Origin of the sequence: Ensifer adhaerens, assembly GCF_028993555.1 — a bacterium.
Taxonomy (GTDB): Bacteria; Pseudomonadota; Alphaproteobacteria; order Rhizobiales; family Rhizobiaceae; genus Ensifer; species Ensifer adhaerens_I.
Window position 1 is genome coordinate 392,386 of the sequence record NZ_CP118611.1, and the last position, 20,049, is coordinate 412,434.

General features: G+C 63.3%; 18 protein-coding genes and 1 pseudogene. 12 read left to right on the forward strand and 7 right to left on the reverse strand.

Annotated features, from left to right (window positions below):
- Positions 1–136: 136 nt before the first annotated feature.
- The 3 genes and pseudogenes from PWG15_RS22180 to PWG15_RS22185 all read left to right on the forward strand — a co-directional run bounded on the left by PWG15_RS22180 (position 137) and on the right by PWG15_RS22185 (position 6,265).
- Positions 137–5,197, forward strand: coding sequence for an autotransporter domain-containing protein (locus tag PWG15_RS22180; RefSeq protein WP_275026153.1), 5,061 nt, complete (start codon positions 137–139; stop codon positions 5,195–5,197).
- 236 nt (positions 5,198–5,433) lie between these two features.
- Positions 5,434–5,514: pseudogene (locus tag PWG15_RS36580) on the forward strand (IclR family transcriptional regulator); the annotation flags it as partial.
- A gap of 88 nt (positions 5,515–5,602) precedes the next feature.
- Positions 5,603–6,265, forward strand: a complete 663-nt coding sequence (locus PWG15_RS22185; protein ID WP_275026154.1) for a sulfite oxidase-like oxidoreductase — start codon at positions 5,603–5,605, stop codon at positions 6,263–6,265.
- Between the two features lie 15 nt (positions 6,266–6,280).
- On the opposite strand, the gene PWG15_RS22190 is transcribed toward PWG15_RS22185, so the two are convergent.
- Positions 6,281–6,970, reverse strand: coding sequence for a hypothetical protein (locus PWG15_RS22190; protein ID WP_275026155.1), 690 nt, complete (start codon positions 6,968–6,970; stop codon positions 6,281–6,283).
- Between the two features lie 200 nt (positions 6,971–7,170).
- Between PWG15_RS22190 and PWG15_RS22195 the strand changes: the two genes are divergently transcribed.
- Entirely contained in the window at positions 7,171–8,112 is a 942-nt protein-coding gene (locus PWG15_RS22195) for an ornithine lipid hydroxylase OlsE (RefSeq protein ID WP_275027156.1), read from the forward strand.
- A gap of 49 nt (positions 8,113–8,161) precedes the next feature.
- Here PWG15_RS22195 and PWG15_RS22200 read toward each other — a convergent pair whose 3' ends face one another.
- A complete protein-coding gene (locus PWG15_RS22200) occupies positions 8,162–9,610 on the reverse strand; it encodes an NCS1 family nucleobase:cation symporter-1 (protein ID WP_275026157.1) in 1,449 nt (482 codons plus the stop codon).
- Between the two features lie 189 nt (positions 9,611–9,799).
- Here PWG15_RS22200 and PWG15_RS22205 point away from each other — a divergent pair, with 189 nt between their 5' ends.
- Both PWG15_RS22205 and PWG15_RS22210 read left to right on the forward strand, forming a co-directional pair.
- Positions 9,800–10,258 carry a hypothetical protein gene (locus tag PWG15_RS22205; RefSeq protein ID WP_275026158.1) on the forward strand — a complete coding sequence of 153 codons (459 nt, stop codon included), beginning with the start codon at positions 9,800–9,802 and terminating at the stop codon, positions 10,256–10,258.
- On the forward strand, positions 10,252–10,725 hold the full coding sequence (locus PWG15_RS22210) for a hypothetical protein (RefSeq protein WP_275026159.1): 474 nt from the start codon (positions 10,252–10,254) through the stop codon (positions 10,723–10,725). The genes PWG15_RS22205 and PWG15_RS22210 overlap by 7 nt, the downstream gene beginning before the upstream one ends.
- On the opposite strand, the gene PWG15_RS22215 is transcribed toward PWG15_RS22210, so the two are convergent.
- Positions 10,641–11,528, reverse strand: coding sequence for a helix-turn-helix domain-containing protein (locus tag PWG15_RS22215; protein WP_275026160.1), 888 nt, complete (start codon positions 11,526–11,528; stop codon positions 10,641–10,643). The genes PWG15_RS22210 and PWG15_RS22215 overlap by 85 nt on opposite strands.
- 111 nt (positions 11,529–11,639) lie before the next feature.
- Here PWG15_RS22215 and pobA point away from each other — a divergent pair, with 111 nt between their 5' ends.
- Positions 11,640–12,812, forward strand: coding sequence for a 4-hydroxybenzoate 3-monooxygenase (gene pobA / locus PWG15_RS22220; protein ID WP_275026161.1), 1,173 nt, complete (start codon positions 11,640–11,642; stop codon positions 12,810–12,812).
- 15 nt (positions 12,813–12,827) lie between these two features.
- On the opposite strand, the gene PWG15_RS22225 is transcribed toward pobA, so the two are convergent.
- Together PWG15_RS22225 and pcaQ are read right to left on the reverse strand one after the other, a co-directional pair.
- A complete protein-coding gene (locus PWG15_RS22225; RefSeq protein ID WP_275026162.1) occupies positions 12,828–13,349 on the reverse strand; it encodes a GNAT family N-acetyltransferase in 522 nt (173 codons plus the stop codon).
- A 78-nt stretch (positions 13,350–13,427) separates the two neighbouring features.
- The gene (gene pcaQ / locus PWG15_RS22230) at positions 13,428–14,354 is read right to left on the reverse strand and encodes a pca operon transcription factor PcaQ (RefSeq protein WP_275026163.1); all 927 of its coding nucleotides are present in this window, start codon (positions 14,352–14,354) and stop codon (positions 13,428–13,430) included.
- Between the two features lie 93 nt (positions 14,355–14,447).
- Between pcaQ and pcaD the strand changes: the two genes are divergently transcribed.
- The 5 genes from pcaD (at position 14,448) to PWG15_RS22255 (ending at position 18,178) form a co-directional block, all read left to right on the forward strand.
- Complete coding sequence (gene pcaD / locus PWG15_RS22235) at positions 14,448–15,260, forward strand: 3-oxoadipate enol-lactonase (RefSeq protein WP_275026164.1); 813 nt, start codon at positions 14,448–14,450, stop codon at positions 15,258–15,260.
- Positions 15,253–15,657, forward strand: coding sequence for a 4-carboxymuconolactone decarboxylase (pcaC, locus tag PWG15_RS22240; protein WP_275026166.1), 405 nt, complete (start codon positions 15,253–15,255; stop codon positions 15,655–15,657). Before pcaD ends, pcaC begins: the two co-directional genes overlap by 8 nt.
- A 12-nt stretch (positions 15,658–15,669) precedes the next feature.
- The gene (gene pcaH / locus PWG15_RS22245; RefSeq protein WP_275026167.1) at positions 15,670–16,419 is read left to right on the forward strand and encodes a protocatechuate 3,4-dioxygenase subunit beta; all 750 of its coding nucleotides are present in this window, start codon (positions 15,670–15,672) and stop codon (positions 16,417–16,419) included.
- Positions 16,419–17,033, forward strand: a complete 615-nt coding sequence (gene pcaG / locus PWG15_RS22250) for a protocatechuate 3,4-dioxygenase subunit alpha (RefSeq protein ID WP_275026168.1) — start codon at positions 16,419–16,421, stop codon at positions 17,031–17,033. The genes pcaH and pcaG overlap by 1 nt, the downstream gene beginning before the upstream one ends.
- A gap of 89 nt (positions 17,034–17,122) precedes the next feature.
- Positions 17,123–18,178, forward strand: a complete 1,056-nt coding sequence (locus tag PWG15_RS22255) for a 3-carboxy-cis,cis-muconate cycloisomerase (protein ID WP_275026169.1) — start codon at positions 17,123–17,125, stop codon at positions 18,176–18,178.
- Between the two features lie 23 nt (positions 18,179–18,201).
- Here the strand turns inward: PWG15_RS22255 and PWG15_RS22260 are convergent, their stop codons facing one another.
- Positions 18,202–18,939, reverse strand: coding sequence for a FadR/GntR family transcriptional regulator (locus tag PWG15_RS22260; RefSeq protein ID WP_275027158.1), 738 nt, complete (start codon positions 18,937–18,939; stop codon positions 18,202–18,204).
- An 86-nt stretch (positions 18,940–19,025) separates the two neighbouring features.
- A complete protein-coding gene (locus PWG15_RS22265) occupies positions 19,026–19,820 on the reverse strand; it encodes an NAD-dependent epimerase/dehydratase family protein (RefSeq protein WP_275026170.1) in 795 nt (264 codons plus the stop codon).
- Positions 19,821–20,049: the final 229 nt, after the last annotated feature.

The following is a 20,049-nucleotide window of genomic DNA, read 5'->3' on the forward strand; positions in this document are numbered from 1 at the left end:
CTTCGTCGAACCCGTAAGTTGTTTCGTCGATAAGGCGTTGCCGCTTTAGGGTTGCCATGCAAGCGAGCTTCCTGGGACATTTTTGGGCGATGGCGGGGGCAAGCCTTTGAAAAAGATCAATTGTCAGAATAAGGGCTTGGGAAGCGGACTTGAGAGCGAAGAGCGCAACGACCGGCGGCGGTCATCGCGTCGTTCCGCAGCGGGTCGCCAGCGCTTGCTGCTGAGCAGCACCGCTCTATGGTTGTTCGCAGCCACGGGCCTTGCTCTCGGCGTGGTCGCGGCTGCGCCACCTGCTCAGGCGGCAGGCAAGGGCGGCGCCGGTGGGAGCACGGGCGGCGCCGGTGGCGGCGTCGACGGCAACTTGCAGGGGACGCCTGGCAGCAATGCGACCTATTCCGGAAACGGTGGCGGTGGCGGCGGGCCGGGTGCGGCCGGTGGCGCGGGAAGCCAGCACGGTGCCGGGGTTGCCGGCAATGGCGGCGCCGGTGGTACCGGCGGCAGCCCGAACGGGGCGTCGGGCGGTGACGGCAGCGGCAGCGGCGGCGACTTCGGCGGCGGCGGCGGCGGCGGTGGCGGTGCGCATGGCATCGTCGGTGTCGCTGCGGGCCGCGGTGGCGATGGCGGTGCCTCGCCGAACGGCGACGGCGGTGGCGGCGGCGCCGGCGGTTACGGCCGGGTCGTTGCCTCCGGTGGCACGCATACCATAACGGGAACGGCAGTCTCCGGCGGGCAGGGCGGACATGGCGGCGCCGGCGGGGACGCGTCGGGCGGCATCGGTATCGGCGGCAGCGGTGGTGACGGCGGCGATGGCGCGGCGCTCGTCGGTGGCGGCACGTTGACGGTGAACGCGGACGTTACGGGCGGCAACGGCGGCAACGTAGGCGCCGGTGGATATTTTCTCGGCAAAAGCAACGGCGACGGCGGCGCTGGCATCAGCGCGCTGAATGGCGGTACAGTGATCGTCAACGGCAATGTCAGGGGTGGATCGGCGGGAACCGGCGGGGCCGGCGGCGTAAATGGGGCCGGGATCGTCGGGCGAGATCTGGACATCACTCTTGGCGCGACAGGGTCGCTTAACGGTGCCGGCGGTGCCAACGCCATGACCTTTGATGGCGGCGCCAACACATTCCGCTTTCTCGCAGCGACCCCGGGTCTCTTCGGCAACGTCGCCATCAACAACGCCGCCAGCCTGACGATCGACCAGGCCGCCAACGGGCGGTTGAGCAGCGCGATTACGGGCAATGGCTCTCTCATCAAGACCGGCAGCGGCACGCTGACGTTGGATGGAATGAACACCTATACCGGTGCGACGACGGTCGCAGCGGGCGGCACGCTTGCGCTTTCGGGCCAAGGGCGGATCAGCGCCTCGAGCGGTCTGACGGCCAACGGCATCTTCGACGTCTCTGCGGCCGTCGCGCCGGCGGTCAAGTCGCTGACCGGCAGCGGCCAGGTGGTGCTCGGAAGTCAATATCTGATGATCAACAATGCCTCCGGCACGTTCTCCGGCGCGATTACCGGTACTGGTGGCATCAGTGTCATGGCGGGAACGCAGGTTCTCACCGGCGCCAACACCTTTACCGGTCAGGCGGGTACCAATACCGGAGCGACGCTACAGATCGGCGATGGCGGTTTGGGTGGCTCGCTCGTGGGCAACATCAACAATGCTGGCGCGGTGGTCTTCAATCGCTCCGGCAACTTGACCTACGGTGGCTCGATCACGGGCAATGGCACGTTCTCGCAGACCGGCGCTGGCAAGCTGACGCTGACGGCGACCAGCAGCACGCGCGGTCCGGTGACGATCGGTTCGGGCAGCACGCTGCAGCTCGGCAATGGCGGCACGACCGGCTGGATCGGCGGCACCGGCAACTTCGTCGGCTCGATCACCAACAACGGCGCGCTCGTCTACAATCGCTCGAACGATGTCAGCTATGCCGGCAAGATCAGCGGCAACGGCACGATTTCCCAGGCCGGAACGGGCAAGCTGACACTGACGGGGGACAGCTCGCTGTTTGCAGGCGCGACGTCAGTGACGTCGGGCACGACCTATGTCAACGGTCAGCTTGGCGGCAACGTCAATGTCGGCACGGGCGGGACGCTCGGCGGATCGGGCAGGATCGGCGGCAACGTCACGGTCGATGGCACGCTCTCGGCCGGCAACAGCCCGGGCACGCTCACGATAGCTGGCGATCTGACGCTCGGCGCCGGCTCCACATCGGTATTCGAGCTGAACACGCCCGGCCTTGTCGGCAGCGCGGGCAACAACGATCTGGTGAAGGTCGGTGGCAATCTGACGCTCGGCGGCGCGCTGAACGCTCAGGTGGCGTCGGCCGGATATTACCGGCTGTTCGAATATGATGGCTCGCTGACGGGCAGCTTTGCGACGACGGCTGCAACTTCGACGGCGCCGAGCTTCACCGTTGCCAGCCATCAGGTTCAGACCGGCATTGCCAAGCAGGTCAATCTGTCCGTGCTCGGCACCGGCCAGGTGATGCACTTCTGGGATGGAGCAGACACGACAGGCAACGGCACGGTCAACGGTGGTGCCGGCACCTGGACGTCGGCCGGCACCAACTGGACCGGCGCGCCGTCGCGCGCCGGCATCAACGGCAGCTTCGGCGGATCCGTCGGCGTGTTTGCCGGTGCGACCGGAGGTGTCGTCAATGTCGTTGGAACGCAGAGCTTCGACACGCTGCAATTCTCCCCGACGACCGATGGCAGCGGCTACACCATCAATGGCGGCGCGCTTGCCTTTAACCCGGCAAGCGGCACGGCGGCGACGATTAATGTCGCCAACGGCGTCGCAACCACGATCGGCTCGGTGTTGCAGGATGGCGGGACCGGAACCGGGCTCAACAAGGTCGGCAACGGCACACTGACCTTGACGGGCATGAACACCTATACCGGTGCGACGTCGATCGCAGCGGGCGGTACACTCGCTCTTTCGGGCCAGGGGCGGATCAACGCCTCGAGCGGGCTGACGGCCAACGGCACCTTCGATGTCTCGGCGGCGGCTTCCGCACAGGTTAAGTCGCTTGCCGGCAGCGGCCAGGTGGTGCTCGGAAGTCAATATCTGATGATCGGCAGTGCCACGGGCACGTTCTCGGGCGCGATCACCGGCACTGGCGGCATCAATGTCGCGGCTGGCACACAGGTCCTGACCGGCACCAATACCTTTACCGGCGGCGCGGGCGTCACCAAGGGTGCGACGCTACAGATCGGCGATGGCGGTGCCGGTGGGTCGCTCGCATCGAATGTCACCAACTACGGCGCGCTCGTCTTCAACAGCTCGGCCAATGCAACCTACGGCAGCATGATTACCGGCCCCGGCTCGTTCTCGCAGATCGGCACGGGCACCCTGACCCTGACGGCCAACAACAGTACATCAGGCGCCGTGACAATCGGCACGGGCAGCACGCTGCAGCTCGGCAATGGCGGTACCACCGGCTGGATCGGCGGCTCCGGCAATTTCGTCGGCTCGATCGCCAACGACGGCGCGCTCGTCTACAACCGCTCGAACGACGTGACTTATGCCGGCGCGGTCTCGGGCAACGGCACGCTGACCCAGGCAGGCAAGGGCAAGCTGACCCTGACCGGTGTGAACACTTTCACCGGCGCGACCGATATCACCTCGGGTGATCTGGTCGTCAACGGTTCGCTGGCGAACTCCAGCCTGACCACGATCCGGCGCGGCGCACGTCTCGGCGGGACCGGCACGCTTGGCAACACGACCGTTCAGGCTGGTGGCGTCCATGCTCCGGGCAATTCGATCGGTACGCAGACGATTGCCGGCAATTACACCAACAACGGCATCTTGCAGATCGAAGGTACGCCCACCGCCACCGACAAGGTGATCGTATCGGGCAACGTCGATATCTCCGGCGCGACCCTTGATCTCCTGCTTTCGCCCAACACGGCGTCGAGTTGGAATCCGATCACCGGCCCGTTCATTCTCATCGACAAGACGAGTTCCGGCGCGATCACCGGCACCTTTGCGTCGATCGTCGATAACCTGGTGTTCCTCGATCCGACGGTCGACTACAACGGCGGCGATGGCAACGACCTGTCGCTCAAGCTGACCCGCAACGATATCAGCTTTGCCAGCGTCGGCCAGACCCGCAACCAGATCGCCGCCAGCCTCGGTGTGGACCGCCTCGGTCTTACCAACCCCATCTTCAACGCGGTGGCGTTCGCCGCAACGCCTGAGGCGGCGCGCAGGGCCTTCGATCTGCTTTCCGGCGAAGTGCACAGCTCGTTCCAGTCGATCCTGATCGAGGACAGCCGGTTCCTGCGTGACGCCGCAAACGATCGTCTGCGCACCGTGCTCGGCACAGTGGCGTCGAAGCAATCGAGCGAGATCACCGGCGCAATCGACAGCGGCGCACTTGCGCTGTGGAGCCAGGGCTTCGGTTCCTGGGGACGGGTCGACGGTGACGGCAATGCCGCCAAGGCGGATCGCTCCATCGGCGGTTTCTTCGTCGGTGCCGATACGCAGGTGGACGAATGGACCGTCGGTGCTCTCGCCGGTTACTCGCGCTCCTCGATGGACATAGACGCGCGGTTCTCGTCGGCAACCTCCGACAACTATCATCTCGGGCTCTATGCCGGCGGACGTTGGGGCGATGCATCGCTCAGAACCGGTGCCGCCTATAGCTGGCACGATATCGAGACGAGCCGCTCCGTTTCCTTCCCTGGCTTCTCGGACAGTCTTTCTGCCGACTATAGCGCCGGGACGGGGCAGGTCTTCGGCGAGTTCGCCTATGCCTTCACGGCCGGGGCGGTCGATCTGGAACCCTTTGCCAACCTTGCCTATGTGCACCTCAACCGCGACGGCTTTGTCGAGCGGGGTGGCGCGGCCGCTCTCTTCGGCCAGGACGCCTCGCAGGACACGACGTTCACGACCCTTGGTCTGCGCGCGGCGTCCAGCTTCGACCTTGGCGGCGTGTTGGCGACGGCCCGCGGCACCGTCGGCTGGAGACATGCCTTCGGTGACACCTTGCCGTTGTCGTCGAACGGGTTTTCGCCGGCGAGCACGTTTGTCATCGCCGGTGTCCCGATCGCGGAGAATACAGCGGTGCTCGAAGCCGGTCTCGATTTCGCCGTCGCGCCTGACGCTACCCTCGGCTTGGCCTACACGGGTCAGTTCGGCGGCGGTGTCAGCGACCAGAGCTTCAAGGCAAATCTGAGCGTCAAGTTCTGATTGAACGCAGTCGACGCAAACGGCCGCTCGTCAGGGTCTTGGCCGACCTTGGCGGGGGGCTTTCAAGGCTGGTTCGAAGCGCGCATGGATGTGGCACGCGGGAGCCGGCGTGCCCACGCGCCGGGCTCCGTCCGCCCCGCGCCTCGCCGGGCGCGGCAACAACCGGGAAGAATAGGCAGGCTCGGCAAGGCTGAGCCGAAAGCAAATGCACATCGGTGCGCCGGTGGCGCACGCACGTCCCTGCGGCGGAGATGGTTGCGCGCTATCTGCCGCTGCTGACGGAAACGCAAAGGGCGCTACGGTTGGTGCTGAGGTAACAACTTCGCGCTCCTGCGCTTGACGTTCTGTAGCGGCGCCCTTCTTATTTCCGCTTGGCGAGTGAATTCGGGCCGGGGAGTAACGTTCATGACCGACGACACGCATCCGCCGGAAACCAAACTCACGACGACGAAGCGGCGCTGGGCCGCTGCCGGCAAGTTCCTGACCGGACGCGTCACCCGGGCGGAAGACGAACGCCTGCCGCCCGGTCAACACCTGGTCAAGGATTGGCCGGTGCTCGACCTCGGCCAGCAGCCGATCATTCGGACGGAAAGCTGGCGACTCGATATCACCGGTCTTGTCGAGCATCCGGCGTCGCTCGGATGGGAAGCCTTCAAGGGGCTGCCGCAAAGCAATCGACTATCCGACATGCACTGCGTGACCACCTGGTCGCGCTATGACAACCGCTGGCAGGGTGTCGCGACCCGTGACCTGCTGGATCATGTGATGCCGAAGTCCGAGGCGAGCCACGTCATGCTGACGAGCTACGACGGATACACCACCAACCTGCCGCTTGAAGACTTCGCCTCCGAGGACGCGATCCTGGCGACGGACTGGGAGGGGCAGCCAATCAGCCGCACCCATGGCGGGCCGATGCGGCTCGTTGTTCCGCATCTCTATCTGTGGAAGAGCGCCAAGTGGCTCACGCGCATCGACTTTCGCGCGGGGGACGCCGCCGGGTTCTGGGAGAAGAACGGCTATCACATGCGCGGCGACCCGTGGCGCGAGGAGCGCTATTCGGACGACTGATGCCTTCGGCGGCTCTCAAGGTTCTTTCGGAGCCATCAGCGACTGCAGGCCCGCGAACTGGTAGCGCCAGAAGAGAGCGATGGCCGCCTGAATCGACAGCCCATCCTCGTACGCTCCGAGCGTGTCGGCAATGGTGTCGATGGTTCTGCTGAAGGTGCGCTCGAGCATGAAGCGCATCAAGGGCGAGAGGGATGCCTCGCCCTGTGTCTCGATCATGTATCGCCATGCGAGCCGGGTCATCTCGCCGACCATCAGGCCTCGCACATGGCCGTAGCGCGTGCCCTCGGCGCCGCGAAGCAGGATCAGGACGACAAGCTGGTACTCTCCAGAACGAAGGGCGCGCGCATAGGCCGAGCCCCGTGCATCCGCCGTCAGCCAGTTGCCGACCGATCGCAGTTCCCGCACGCGGGCGCGCAGCAATCGGCCAGCAAGCTTCGGCGTCACGATCTCGTGGAACAGAGCCTCCTTGACGGCGAAGTCAACGAAAGGTTGCTTTGCGACCTGTCCGGTTGCATCCTCAGGCCTCCCGCAATGCTCGTGTAATCCGCTCCCCCCAAAGTTCGGCAATAACGTTTCAAACAAGGACGGTTGTCGATGCGGTTGGTCGTCTTGCCAATGTGGATGATCCTGTTCGGCGCGGGCTCGGGTCATGCCGATGACAAAGGGCTGTGGATTGCCGACGATCCGCAACGCACCGCGCAGCATCTGTACGATCCCTGTCGTGATGGTCGGCTAAGTGACGGAAAGCCACGCACTTGCGCCGAGATCAGGCGCATGTATGGCGGCAAGGGGTGGGGCGATCGGTCCGAGCCGGACCTTCGCCTGGATGCATGTTCCGATGGGCGCGTCAGTGATGGCCGCCCGCGTACATGCCGCGAGTTGCTGGAATGGATGGAGCGTCAATGATGATTTCAGAGCGTCGCCGCGCCTTTTCGAAGGCCGGGTACCTGCTAAAGCGAATGCTGCGATACCTGTCCTGGCCCTTGGTGTTCTTCTCTGGACTATTGGGGGCGCACCTTGCCTTCACGAGCGCCCGCCCGATGATCGCTTTCGCGACGGTCTATGCCGTCACGGTCTTCTTGCTCTTTCTTCTCGAGCGCTTCATCCCCTACGAGCGGCGCTGGCTGTTGTCGGATGGCGAGACGGTGAACGACATCGGGCATACGCTGGCGACGAAGGGGTTGCTGCAACTGGCAGGCTTGATCGCCGCGCTCTTCCCCATGTACGCCGCCAACGTTTTGCAGCCGCTTGCGGCGCTGAAGTTCGGGCTGTGGCCTTCGGATTGGCCAATGGTGGTTCAGGTGGGGCTGGCAGTGGTGATAGCCGAACTGGGCCTCTACTGGGCGCATCGCATCGCCCATGAAAAACTGTTCTTCTGGCGGTTCCACGCCCTGCATCACAGTGTCGCCCGGCTCTGGGTCATCAACACCGGCCGCTTCCACGTCGCCGATTCGCTCTTCAAGGTCGCGATGAGCCAGATCCCGCTCTATTTCCTCGGAGCGCCGCTCCACGTTTTCTGGTGGCTTGGGGCCGTCACGGCCTTCATGGGCATCCTCACCCATTGCAATGTCGATATGCGCACCGGCATCTTCGATTTCGTCTTCAGCACGCCGCGTCTTCACCGCTGGCACCATTCGAAAGACCTGCGTGAAGGCAACATGAACTACGGCGAGAACGTCGTGATCTGGGATCTGATTTTCAGAACCTACTACAATCCCAACCGTCCATCCTCCACCGATATCGGCATCAAGGGACAGATCGCACGGGGATTTCTGAAGCAACTGGTTCAGCCCTTCACCAAGGAAGGCGTTCGCCAGATTCTCGGCCGCCCAAGCCGAGGCCCGTGATGGCGGGGATGCCGTACCCGATCGTCCGACCGGGTACGGCATCGGCCAACTAGGAGGCAAAAGCCGGCTTGCGTGCGCCGATCCTCAAGACGTAGTAAATCGCCCCACCGATCGCGACACCGAAGAACCAGCCATAGGTTCCCCACCAGGCCGGCAGGATGTTGGTAAATGTCGGCAGGATTGATGAGAACAGCGCCCCGATCGCAAAGGCGACGAAGGCGCTGCCGTGCCAGCCCCCCTGGAAGCGGAATTCGCCATCTTCGTGGTAAAGTGCCTCGACGTCGAGCTGGCCCCTGCGGATCAGATAGTAATCGACCATCATCACCCCGAAGATCGGGCCCATCGTCGAGCCGATGAAGTTGACGAAATGCGCGGCTCCCGTTTCCCACGGCGCAAACGGATAGAGGATGAGCGCAATCAGCGCCGCGATATAGCCACCCCGCTTGAAGTTGATCTGCCGCGGGAAGACGTTGGCGAAGTCGAAGGCCGGTGAGACGAAGTTTGCCACGACGTTGATGCCGAGGGTCGCCACCGCAAAGGTGAGTGCAGCAAGCAGCGCCAGGAACCAGCTGTCGAACTTTGCGGAAATCTGGTCAGGGTGGAGAAGCACCTCGCCGTAAACGGCAAAGGCCGCCGTCGTCGTCACGCCCGCCACCAGGCAGAAGGCGAGCAGGTTGATCGGCAGACCCCAGAGATTGCCCTTGCGCAGCGTTTTTACATCCGTCGCATAGCGCGAGAAGTCGCAGAAGTTCAGGTAGAGCGCAGCGAAATAGGTGATCCAGGTGGCGGCGACGGCCGCAAGCGCCGGGAAGGTGCCGGGTTCCCACGGAACGCCCGCGTCCTTGGTCTTTTCAATGAGCACCTCGCGCGGGATTTCCGAGCCGAAGGAGAAGGTCCCCGATTTGACGATGAGATAGACGGCAAGGATCAGCATCATGATCCAGACTGCAGGACCCGCCCAATCCTGGAACTTGCGCACCGTCTCCATGCCGCGCTGGATGATCAGCAGTTGCAGCGACCAGACGACGACATAGCAGATGACCTCGAGCGTCGAATGCCCGAGCATGTGACTGTTCTGGTGAAACGCCAGCATGCTTTCGTTGCGAATGAGTAGGGCGACGATCGCGCCGGACGCAGCGGCGGTCTGCGCGCCGTACCAGAAGCAGGCGACGACTGCGCGTACGAGTGCCGGCACGTTGGCGCCGAAGGTGCCGAAGGAGGCGCGCGCGAGCACCGGGAAGGGCACGCCGGTGCGCACACCCGCATTGCCGACGAGGCTCATCAGGAAGAAGATCACCAGCGAGCCGATGCCGATCGCGATGACGAAGTTCACGAAGCTGCCGCAGAGCAGGAAAAGGCTGGCGGCGAGGTAATAGCCCCACAGGCTATGCACGTCGGATGTCCACACATTGAAGATGCTGAAAGCGCCCCACCGGCGCTCCTCGGCCGGTGCCAGATCCTCGTTGTACAACGAGGGCGACGGATCGCGTACTGCCATGTCTTCCTCCGTATATCCTCCGGATCCCCCTCGGACCCGAGCCTTGATTCTGCTCCCATTTTGAGTCGTGGCAAAAGTCTTTCTGGCTCGGCGGGTGGCGTTTTTCGCCTTGACGCAGAAATGGGAATGCGTTGGGTTCCAGCGTCGCTTTCCCCGTTTGTCGCGGACCGTTGCCGCCTGGAGTTTTCGATGAAGATCAATACCGGCGCCGTGGTCGAGGTGCCCGTTTCGTCAGGTCTGGCTTACGCTCAATGCACACATACGAAGAAGCCCTACGGCCCGCTTCTGAGGGTTTTTCCCGGCATATTTGCCGTTAGACCCCAGGACCTGTCGGCAGTGGTGGCCCAGGCGCCGCTATTCTCCTGCTTTTTTCCATTGGGGGCGGCCGTCAGGCAACGACGCGTTGCTATTGCAGAGGATCAACCCGTCGCCGAGGCGCTTCGGCAGTTTCCGTTATTTCGCGCGGGTGCGACGGATCCGGCCACCGGCAAGATTGGCATCTGGTGGTTATGGGACGGCGAAAACGAGACCCGGGTTGGCAGGCTTACACCGGAGCAACGAAAACTCGATATCCGCGGTGTCTGGAACGACACGCTCTTGGCGATCCGCATCGAACAGCAGTGGAGGCCGGAGTCCGACCCATGTTGATCGCAGAGCTGAGCGCGCTCGAACGGTCGCGCCTCGTGGAGATCGTCGAGGCGGCGAAAGCCGCAGATTGGGAGAGGTTTGCAAGTCTGACCGCTCGGCCTTTCGCGAGCGCCGAAGCGATGCAGGAGCAATTCTGGGACGCTTCACGGATACTGCGTGTTGTCCGTGATGAGCCGACAGTGGAGGTAGTTCTCAAGCACCATGAGGATGGAAGTCGGCTGATCTTCGCAAAGGTGGTTTTTCAGCGATCCGGCGGAACTGCCGATCGTTCTGACGCTTCACAGCATCTCGGCAGAACCGGACAGCGCCATCAGCATCTGGACATTCTACCAGGACGTGGACTTCGGCTAGGCGCGGACCCGCCCGGCAAGGAGCCTGACGCCTACGCTCCGAGCCTGTCCCGCTCGGCCAGCCGCCAGGCGCGCGGCGTCATGCCCGTCTGGCGCAGAAAGAAGCGGGAGAAATAGGCGGGATCGGCAAAGCCGAGGCGAAAGCTGATTTCCTGCACGCTGGCGCGGGTGAAAACGAGTTCGCGCCTCGCCTCGCCGATGAGTTTTCGCGAAATCATCTCGTGGGCGCTGTGGCCGGTGACGGCGCGCGTGATGCGATTGAGATGCGTCAGTGACAGGCTGAGGTCGCGAGCATAGGCTGCGGCCGGCCAATGCGAACGGTGATGCTGCTGCAAAAGGGCCTGGAAGCGCCGGACCCGCTGTTCGTTCTCGCTATCGGCCGCATCGTCAGGCTCGTCGCTTGCCTCGTCGAGACGCGCCGCCAGCGTCAGGGCAGAGGTCAGATAGGCATCCAGAAGGTCGGCGCGATTGCTGCGGTTGGTTTCCCATTCCCGCGCCAGGCGTGTGAGGGTTACGGCGATATAGGCCGCATCCTCACGGTCATCGAGCCTGGTCAAATGCGGGCTGGCCAGCCATGCACCGAGACGACTGCGCTCGCCGGGAGATGTCTTCAGATGCGACGCCAGGATGGTGAAGACGAAGCCGTCGATGTCGCGCGAGAAGCGGAACCCATGGCTGAGCGCCGGTGGAACCATGATGACGGCCGGCGGCTCTATCGCATGCACCTTGTCGCCAAAGACAGCATCGCCCGATCCGCCGGCAATGTACAAGATCTGAAAGAAGCTCTCGTGCCGGTGTAGTCCGATCTCCCAGTGGTAGAGGCTGCTTCGCGACGGAATCGTCTCGCAATGAAGCCAGAAATCCGGCCGTTCTCCAGTCCGTTCGCCGTAGAGCTCGTAGGTCGGAACCGCCTTCTTCATCTCGTGTCCCCTGAAGTCATGTTCGATTTGTGCAATTTCATGGCGGAATTGTCCATTGAGGGCGCGGGTTGTCACGCGCAGATTTGGCAAAAGACAAGTCGGGAGGAGAGCATGCGCACCAAGGTCGTCATCATCGGGTCGGGCCCATCCGGGCTCCTGCTTGGGCAATTGCTGACGGAAGCCGGCATCGACAACGTCATTCTCGACCGCGTCAGCAAGGACTACATCCTCGGCCGCGTGCGCGCCGGCGTGCTCGAGGAAGGCACGGTCGGCTTGATGGATCTTTCCAAGGCCGGCGCGCGCATGCACAAGGAAGGGCTGCCGCATGACGGTTTCTCGCTCGCCTTCGACGGTCGTGACCACCGCATCGATCTCTTTCATCTGACCGGCGGCAAACGCGTGATGGTCTATGGCCAGACGGAGTTGACGCGCGATCTGATGGAGCACCGCGAGCTCTCCGGCGCGACGACGATCTACGAGGCGGTCAATGTCCAGCCGCATGACTTTGACGGCCATCAGCCCTATGTGACCTTTGAGAAGGATGGTGCGGCCCAGCGCATCGACTGCGACTTCATCGCCGGCTGCGACGGCTTTCACGGCATCAGCCGCAGGTCGGTCCCCGAAAAGGCGTTGCGCACCTTCGAGAAGGTCTATCCCTTCGGCTGGCTCGGCATTTTGGCCGACGTGCCGCCGGTCGATCACGAACTCGTCTACGCCAACCATCCGCGTGGCTTCGCGCTCTGCTCGATGCGTTCCCAGACGCGCAGCCGCTATTACATTCAATGCGCGGTAAGTGAAAAGATCGAGGATTGGTCCGACGAGCGCTTCTGGGACGAACTGCGTCGGCGGCTGCCGCAGCATCATGCCGAGGCAATGGTCACGGGACCGTCCTTCGAAAAGTCGATCGCGCTGCTACGTTCCTTCGTTGCCGAGCCGATGCGTTTCGGCCGCCTGTTCCTGGTCGGTGACGCCGCCCACATCGTGCCGCCGACGGGGGCGAAGGGGCTCAATCTTGCCGCCAGCGACGTGCACTATCTCTTCGAGGGGCTGCTCGAACATTATCAGGACCGTTCAAACGCCGGCGTCGATGCCTATTCGGTCCGCGCTTTGGCGCGCGTTTGGAAAGCGGTACGGTTCTCCTGGTGGATGACCACCATGCTGCATCGTTTCCCCGATACCGGCGATTTCGACCAGCGCATCCAGGAGGCCGAACTCGACTACCTGACCCATTCGGTTGCCGCCGAGACGGCGCTGGCTGAAAATTACGTCGGGCTGCCGTTCTGACCCTTCGCCGCGCGATCAGTTCCACTCGTTCCTGAGCAGGCCGTAGATCGCCGTGTCCCATCTGACGTCACCGACCTTGGCTGACGACCGGCGCACGCCTTCCTCGCGAAATCCGAGGCTGCGGTAGGTGCGGATCGCCGCCTCGTTGAAGGTGTAGACATTGAGCTCGAGCCGCGCGAAGGCGGGGTTGGTGAAGAAGCGCTTGGTCACCTCGCGAAGGAATGGCGCGGCAAGGCCTCGGCCGCGCATTTGCGGGTTGATGGCAACCCGGCTGAGGCGGCCGACGCCATTCGGCCAGTCGAGCGCCACCTGCGCATGACCAGCCAGCTTGCCGTCGACCAGGCCGGCAAACATTGAGCGTTCAGGCGCGACGGCCTTGGTTCCCGCGAGCATGGCCTGGATCTGCGCGGCCTCCAGTGGAAACGAGAGGCCGGGGCCGCCCCATTGCACCAGGGCTTCGAGGGTCGAAAACCAGTCGAGCATTTCGGGAATGTGCGTTTCGGAAAAAGCTTCAACGAGAAGGGGAGCGGTCGGCATGGGTTCACCAGTCTGTCGGATCCGCAATCTCGATCCCCGGCCCGGGCTTGTAAAGCCGCGAATTCCCGGCATGCCCGCTCAGAGTTTGGTGGCGACGCTGGTCGCGGCCTCGCGAATGGTCTGCATCAGGATCGAGAGCGCCAGTGACGGTACCGCATCGGCACGCATGGTAAGGCCGACAGGTCCCTTCGTCTCGCTGGTGTCGATGGGCAGGATCGCGATCGTTCCATCGTCGACGTCGCTGGCGACGACGCCGGCGGAGATGATCCAGATCGCGTCGCTCGCCCGCACGAAGGCGCGGCCGAAGGCGTCGGACACGGTCTCGATCTGGTTCGGCAGGCTGGCGATACCATTGGTGATGAGGAAGCGCTCGACGAAGGGGCGGATGATCGAGGCGCGTGTCGGCATCAGTACCGGAAAATCCGCTAGGCGAGCGAAGGTGGAATGCGCGCCTGAGAGCAGCGGATGCCCGGCCCGAACGGCAAAGACCACCTGCTCCGAATAGAGATGCTCGAATGAGAATCCGGCCATCTTTTCCGGTGCCGCAAGCCGCCCGACGACCAGATCGAGGTCGCCGACGCGCAACTGTTCCAGAAGGACCGCGTTTTCGCCTGTGACGATCTTGATGCGCGCGCCGGTATCCTCTTTGAGGAAGAGCGTCATGGCGTGCGGCATGATCCGCGTCGAGACCGTTGGCAGCGCTCCGACCCTGACCGGTACACCGTCGCCAGTGCGCTCCTGCGATACGGAATCAAGCCCTTGCCGCAGCGCCGTCAGCGCCGCACCGGCGTGGCGCAGGAACACCTCGCCGTAACGTGTTATCTTGATGCCGCGCCCGTCGCGTTCGAAAACCGCGACACCAAGCACCTCTTCGAGCTCGCGGATCGTCTTGGTTACGGCCGGCTGACTGACATGCAGCAGCTCCGCCGCCTTCATCACGCTCTTCTGCCGGGAGACCTCGACAAATGTCTGCAGATGGCGAAACTTGACTCGGGCGTCAATCATGGAATTCATAACCCTCAAGTTAATGAAATGCCATGAAATATCATTTTACCTAACCAGATTAAATATCCAATTTGGTTTCGGAGGAGAGAGCCCGTGCAGTTTGCCCGCATCAACGACATCACGATCCACTATCAGGTGATCGGCGCGACCGGCGATCGGCCGGTGCTGGTTTTTGCCAATTCGCTCGGCACGGATTTTCGCATCTGGCGCGACGTCATCGTTCGGCTCGCCGGTGATTATGCCATCGTCCTCTATGATAAACGCGGCCATGGCCTCTCCGATATCGGGCCGACGCCCTATGCGATCGAGGATCACGCCAACGACCTCGCCGGCCTGCTCGACATGCTTTCGGTCCGACAGGCGATCATCTGCGGCCTCTCGGTCGGAGGCCTGATCGCGCAGTCGCTCTACCAGCGCCGACCCGATCTCGTGCGTGCGTTGGTTCTTTGCGATACGGCCCATAAGATCGGCACCGCCGAGATGTGGGCGGCACGCATCGCTGCCATCGAGGAACATGGTATCGAGGGGATCGCCGACGGCGTGCTCGAGCGCTGGTTCACGCCCGCCTTCCGCCGGCCGGAAAACACCGCTTACGCCGGCTATCGCAACATGCTGGTGCGCCAGCCGGTGACCGGATACCTCGCCACCTGCGGCGCCATTCGCGATGCCGACTATACCGAGGCCGCCGCCCGCATTGCGGTGCCGACACTCTGCGTTGTCGGCGACCAGGATGGCTCGACGCCGCCGGATGTGGTGCTTGCGACCGCCCGTCTCATTCCCGGTGCCCGCTACGAAGTCATCCGCGACGCTGGCCACATTCCCTGCGTCGAAAACCCGGAGGCTTTGACCGCGGTGCTTCGCGCCTTCTTTGAAATCGCAATGCATGGAGACAAGACCCATGAGTGACGCTTCTGCGCCCTCCGACCGCTATCGCCAGGGCATGGCCACGCGCAGGGCCGTGCTCGGCGACAATCACGTGGATCGGACGCAGTCGACATCCACCGATTTCGATCGCCCCTTTCAGGAACTGATCACCGAAGCGGCCTGGGGTCATGTCTGGTCGCGGCCGACCTGGACGAAGCGTGAGCGCTCGATCGTGACGATCGCGCTGCTTGCAGCCCTCGGTCAGGACGATGAGGTGGCCATGCATGTGCGCGCCACGACCAACACCGGCGCAAGCCGCGAGGATATCTGTGAGGCGCTGCTGCATGTGGCGATCTATGCCGGCGTGCCAGCGGCCAATCACGCGATCAAGATTGCCAAGCAGGTGTTTGCCGAGATCGATGCCGGCAAGGCGGCCTGACGGGAGAAAATGATGTCCGACAGAACGAACGGAAAGCCGGAGACCGGCGCCTTTTTCCCGCGCGACCGGCAATGGCATGCGCCGGCGCTGACGCCGGGCTACAAGACCTCGGTGCTGCGTTCGCCGCAGAAGGCACTGCTGTCACTTGACGGCACGATCTCGGAAATCACAGGCCCTGTTTTCGGTCATTCTGTCATCGGCGAACTCGACAACGATCTGATCCACAATTTTGCCAGGGCAGGCGAGAGCGCCATCGGGGAGCGCATCATCGTGCATGGGCGTGTGCTCGACGAGCGTGGTCGCGCGGTGCCGGGGGCGCTGCTCGAATTCTGGCAGGCCAACGCCGGCGGCCGCTATCGTCACAAGAAGGAAAGTTACCTCGCGCCGCTCGATCCGAACTTCGGTGGCTGCGGCCGCACGATCACCGACGAGGAAGGAGCCTATGCCTTCCGGACCATCAAGCCGGGCCCCTATCCCTGGCCAAACGGTGTCAACGACTGGCGGCCGGCGCATATCCATTTCTCGGTTTTCGGTCACGGCTTTGCGCAGCGGCTGATCACCCAGATGTATTTCGAGGGCGATCCGATGATCTGGAAGTGTCCAATCGTCAATACGATCCCCGATCGCCAGGCGGTCGAACAGCTGATCGCGCCGCTCGACTGGGCAAACACGATCCCCTTCGACGCGCGCGCCTACAAGTTCGACATCGTGCTGCGTGGTCGCCGCTCGACCCTGTTCGAGAACCGGCTGGAGGGCAACTGATGGTGCAGCCGCTGAACTACCTCAAGGAGACGCCGTCGCAGACGGCCGGCCCTTACGTGCACATCGGCCTGACACCGAATTTCTGCGGGATCGGCGGCGTCTACGAGACCGATCTCGGATCGCGCATGGTGAACGAGCAGACGAAAGGGCAGCGCATTACCGTTACCGGTCGCGTGATCGACGGCGCCGGCGCACCGCTGAAGGACGCGCTCGTCGAGATCTGGCAGGCGGATGCTGCCGGTCTCTACAATTCCCCGACCGAGATCCGCGGTTCGGCCGACCCTAACTTCTCCGGTTGGGGGCGCTGTGCGACCGGTGCCGAGGATGGCGTCTTCACTTTCGAAACGGTGAAGCCGGGCCCTGTCCCGTACAGCCGCGACCGGCAGATGGCGCCGCATATCAGCTTCTGGATCGTGGCGCGCGGCATCAACGTCGGTCTGCAGACGCGCATGTATTTTCCGGACGAGGCGGAAGCCAACGCCGCCGATCCGCTGCTTGCGCGGATTGAACATCGTCATCGCGTCGCAACGCTTGTCGCGACGGGAGTGGCGCCTAATTATGTTTTTGACATTCACCTGCAGGGTGAGAAGGAAACGGTCTTCCTCGACATCTGAACAGGAATGTCACGCCTGGACATGGGGGCGATCATTGATGCCCCATGCAGCAGGTGGCATTTCGTTCGGCAAGAAGACACGGGGGAACCATGACCTATTCCGCCTTCGACCATCCTTATCTCTCCGGGCTCCTGGGTGATGAGGCGGTTGCCGCCGAGTTTTCGGCCTCCGCCGATATCCATGCGATGCTCGCCTTCGAGGCGGCGCTTGCACGGGCGGAAGCCGTGCACGGCATCATCCCGGCGAGCGCTGCCGATCGGATCACCGAGGCCTGTCGGGCCTTTTCGCCCGATGTCATAGCGCTGAAGCGCGCCATGTCTGTGGACGGGGTCGTCGTGCCGGAACTCGTCCGGCAATTGCGCGCGGCTGTCGGCAGCGAGGTTGCTGAATATGTGCACTATGGCGCCACCAGCCAGGACGTGATCGACACCAGCCTGATGCTCAGGATGAAGGCGGTCGCCGAGCTCTTCGCCGTCCGTCTCGGCAATGTCGTCTCGGTGCTGGAAGAATGCGACAGCGAATGGGGCGATCGCACGCTGATGGGGCGGACCCGGATGCAGGCGGCAATCCCGATCACCGTATCCGACCGGCTGCGCAGTTGGATCGAGCCGTTGCTCGACCACAAGGACCGTCTCGAGGCGATGGACCGCGATCTCTTTGCCCTTCAGTTCGGAGGTGCTGCCGGGACGCTCGAAAAACTTGACGATCGCGCCGATGACGTGCGTGCCACGCTCGCCGAAGAACTGGGGCTTGCCGATTTTCCGCAATGGCACAGCCAGCGCTCTGAGGTGGCGGATTTTGCCAATGCACTTTCGCTGGTAACCGGCAGCCTCGGCAAATTTGGTCAGGATGTCGCGCTGATGGCGCAGCAGGGTGACGAGATCGATCTTGCCGGTGGCGGTGGCTCCTCGGCGATGGCGCACAAGCAAAACCCTGTAGCGGCAGAGGTTCTGGTGTCCTTGGCGCGGTTCAACGCCACCCAGCTCTCCGGCATGCACCAGGCGCTGATACACGAGCAGGAGCGGTCTGGTGCCGCCTGGACGCTCGAATGGCTGATCATGCCGCAGATGGCCGGTGCGACAGCGGCCGCACTTCGCCTGGCGGCCGAGCTTGCGAGCAATATACGCCGGCTTGGTCGTGACTGAGCCCGCGGCGGTCGCCCGGCACTTCAGCGGGCCGCGCGCAACATCGAACGATAGCGCACCTGGCTGTTCTTGAGGTGCTGGCGCATGGCGTTGCGCGCCTGTTCCTCGTCGCCATCCTGGATCGCGATGAGAATGGCCTCGTGTTCCGAGATCAATCGCGACAGTTCCGCTGCCGCCAGAACGGTTTCCTCGCCGCTTTCGGAAACGGCGCGTCGGGGAATGAGCGCCGTGCCCAGCATCTGCAGGAACTCGCTGAAGCGCGGATTGTTCGTCGCCTGGGAAATCGCCAGGTGAAAATTGAAATCGGCTTCCGCCGTGGGGCGGCCCTCGGCAGCACTCGCACAGAAGCTGTCGAAGGCTTCGGCGATCTTTTCCTCCTGTGCCGGCGAGCGGCGAAGGGCGGCAAGGGCGGCGGCATCACCTTCGACGGCGGTCCTCAGTTCCAGCATTTCGATCAGCGAAGAGACGCGCGCGAGGTCGACGCCATGGAAAGGCAGCGGGGCCACTGGCGCGGGTTCCAGCACGAAAACGCCGATACCGTGTCTGGCCTCGACCAGTCCGCCGGAGCGTAGTGCGGCGATCGCTTCACGCACGACTGTGCGGCTCACGCCGAACTCCTGGGTAAGCTGCGCCTCCGATGGCAGCCGGTCACCCGGCTTATAGTGCCCGCCGGCGATCTGGCCGCTGAGGGCGTCTGTCATCTTGGCCACCAGCGTCTTGCCTTGTGGCGTTGAATTGTCGGGAGCGGTGACATTGCTCATGGGCATGGCCGTTTCTGGGACTTGGTGTGAGTTTCTGGATACGCCATTGCCGATCGCGGGCGCAATCCACTGGCAGTGCGTGGCGTCTACTCCTCAAAGATCGGATCGTTGACGAAGGCGCCGCCCTGATATCGCACGAGCGCGTCGCTCGGGTCCGGCTTCGGGCCGCTTGCGGCAATCTTGTCGCGGAAGACTTCGGCATTGTCCTTTGGTCGCCAGCCGAGCCACCCAATGTGCGAATTGTCCCACCAGCCGGCGTCGTTGGCAGACGCACCCCAGATGACCGGGCAGCCGAGAACCGGGACGCGAAATACGGCTTCGATCAGGGAAGCGAAGTCGTCATGCGAAAGCCAGGTGGACAGCATTCGGTAGTTGATGGGCTCCGGCAGGCATGAGCCAATGCGGACCATCGCCGTCTCCTGGCCGAACTTCTCGAAGTACATGCGGGCAAGGGCCTCGCCGAAGCACTTCGACACGCCGTAGAGCCCGTCCGGCCGGTAGGGTGCTTCCGGCCCGAGCCGTTCGCTTTGCGGATAATAACCGATCGTATGGTTGGTGCTGGCAAACAGGATGCGCGGCTGGCCATGGGCGCGCGCGGCCTCGTAGAGGTTGTAGAGCCCGAGAATGTTGCCGTCGAGGATTTCTGAGAACGGTCGTTCGACGGATATGCCGCCGAGATGCACGATTGCATCGCAGCCAGCCACGAGGTTGTGGACAGCGCCGGCATCGGAGAGGTCGCACTGGACGCATTCCTCGTTGGCGTCCGGCGGGTCGAGGGGCGAGCGATCCGATAGACGTATCGTTGATGCCAATGGCGCGAGCTTTTTGCGCATGACGCGGCCCAACTGGCCCGCCGCGCCGGTGATCAGAAGTCGTTCCATTGCCTGTCCCTCTTCGTGAACGCGATCCGTGCGCCGCACCTATGCACCAGAGATATCATACAATATCGGCTAACATATAATACGTGTACTTCGCAATATACATGTGTGGACTATGCACGACCAACGACGTGTCTGTTGTGTACCTCTTTGCCTTTGGCGTTGCCGGATGTTTGAGGTCGCTGGCGGTTAAGCGCTGCCTTTCCGCGTCATATGATAACTTGTATTATGA

What these genes read in the sequence shown, in the direction of transcription:
- PWG15_RS22185 (WP_275026154.1), top strand. Translation starts at nt 5,603, where the DNA reads ATGACCGACGACACGCATCCGCCGGAAACCAAACTCACGACGACGAAG.
- PWG15_RS22190 (WP_275026155.1), bottom strand. Translation starts at nt 6,970, where the DNA reads ATGCTGCGCGGTGCGTTGCGGATCGTCGGCAATCCACAGCCCTTTGTC.
- PWG15_RS22195 (WP_275027156.1), top strand. Translation starts at nt 7,171, where the DNA reads ATGATTTCAGAGCGTCGCCGCGCCTTTTCGAAGGCCGGGTACCTGCTA.
- PWG15_RS22200 (WP_275026157.1), bottom strand. Translation starts at nt 9,610, where the DNA reads ATGGCAGTACGCGATCCGTCGCCCTCGTTGTACAACGAGGATCTGGCA.
- PWG15_RS22205 (WP_275026158.1), top strand. Translation starts at nt 9,800, where the DNA reads ATGAAGATCAATACCGGCGCCGTGGTCGAGGTGCCCGTTTCGTCAGGT.
- PWG15_RS22210 (WP_275026159.1), top strand. Translation starts at nt 10,252, where the DNA reads ATGTTGATCGCAGAGCTGAGCGCGCTCGAACGGTCGCGCCTCGTGGAG.
- PWG15_RS22215 (WP_275026160.1), bottom strand. Translation starts at nt 11,528, where the DNA reads ATGAAGAAGGCGGTTCCGACCTACGAGCTCTACGGCGAACGGACTGGA.
- pobA (WP_275026161.1), top strand. Translation starts at nt 11,640, where the DNA reads ATGCGCACCAAGGTCGTCATCATCGGGTCGGGCCCATCCGGGCTCCTG.
- PWG15_RS22225 (WP_275026162.1), bottom strand. Translation starts at nt 13,349, where the DNA reads ATGCCGACCGCTCCCCTTCTCGTTGAAGCTTTTTCCGAAACGCACATT.
- pcaQ (WP_275026163.1), bottom strand. Translation starts at nt 14,354, where the DNA reads ATGATTGACGCCCGAGTCAAGTTTCGCCATCTGCAGACATTTGTCGAG.
- pcaC (WP_275026166.1), top strand. Translation starts at nt 15,253, where the DNA reads ATGAGTGACGCTTCTGCGCCCTCCGACCGCTATCGCCAGGGCATGGCC.
- pcaH (WP_275026167.1), top strand. Translation starts at nt 15,670, where the DNA reads ATGTCCGACAGAACGAACGGAAAGCCGGAGACCGGCGCCTTTTTCCCG.
- pcaG (WP_275026168.1), top strand. Translation starts at nt 16,419, where the DNA reads ATGGTGCAGCCGCTGAACTACCTCAAGGAGACGCCGTCGCAGACGGCC.
- PWG15_RS22255 (WP_275026169.1), top strand. Translation starts at nt 17,123, where the DNA reads ATGACCTATTCCGCCTTCGACCATCCTTATCTCTCCGGGCTCCTGGGT.
- PWG15_RS22260 (WP_275027158.1), bottom strand. Translation starts at nt 18,939, where the DNA reads ATGAGCAATGTCACCGCTCCCGACAATTCAACGCCACAAGGCAAGACG.
- PWG15_RS22265 (WP_275026170.1), bottom strand. Translation starts at nt 19,820, where the DNA reads ATGGAACGACTTCTGATCACCGGCGCGGCGGGCCAGTTGGGCCGCGTC.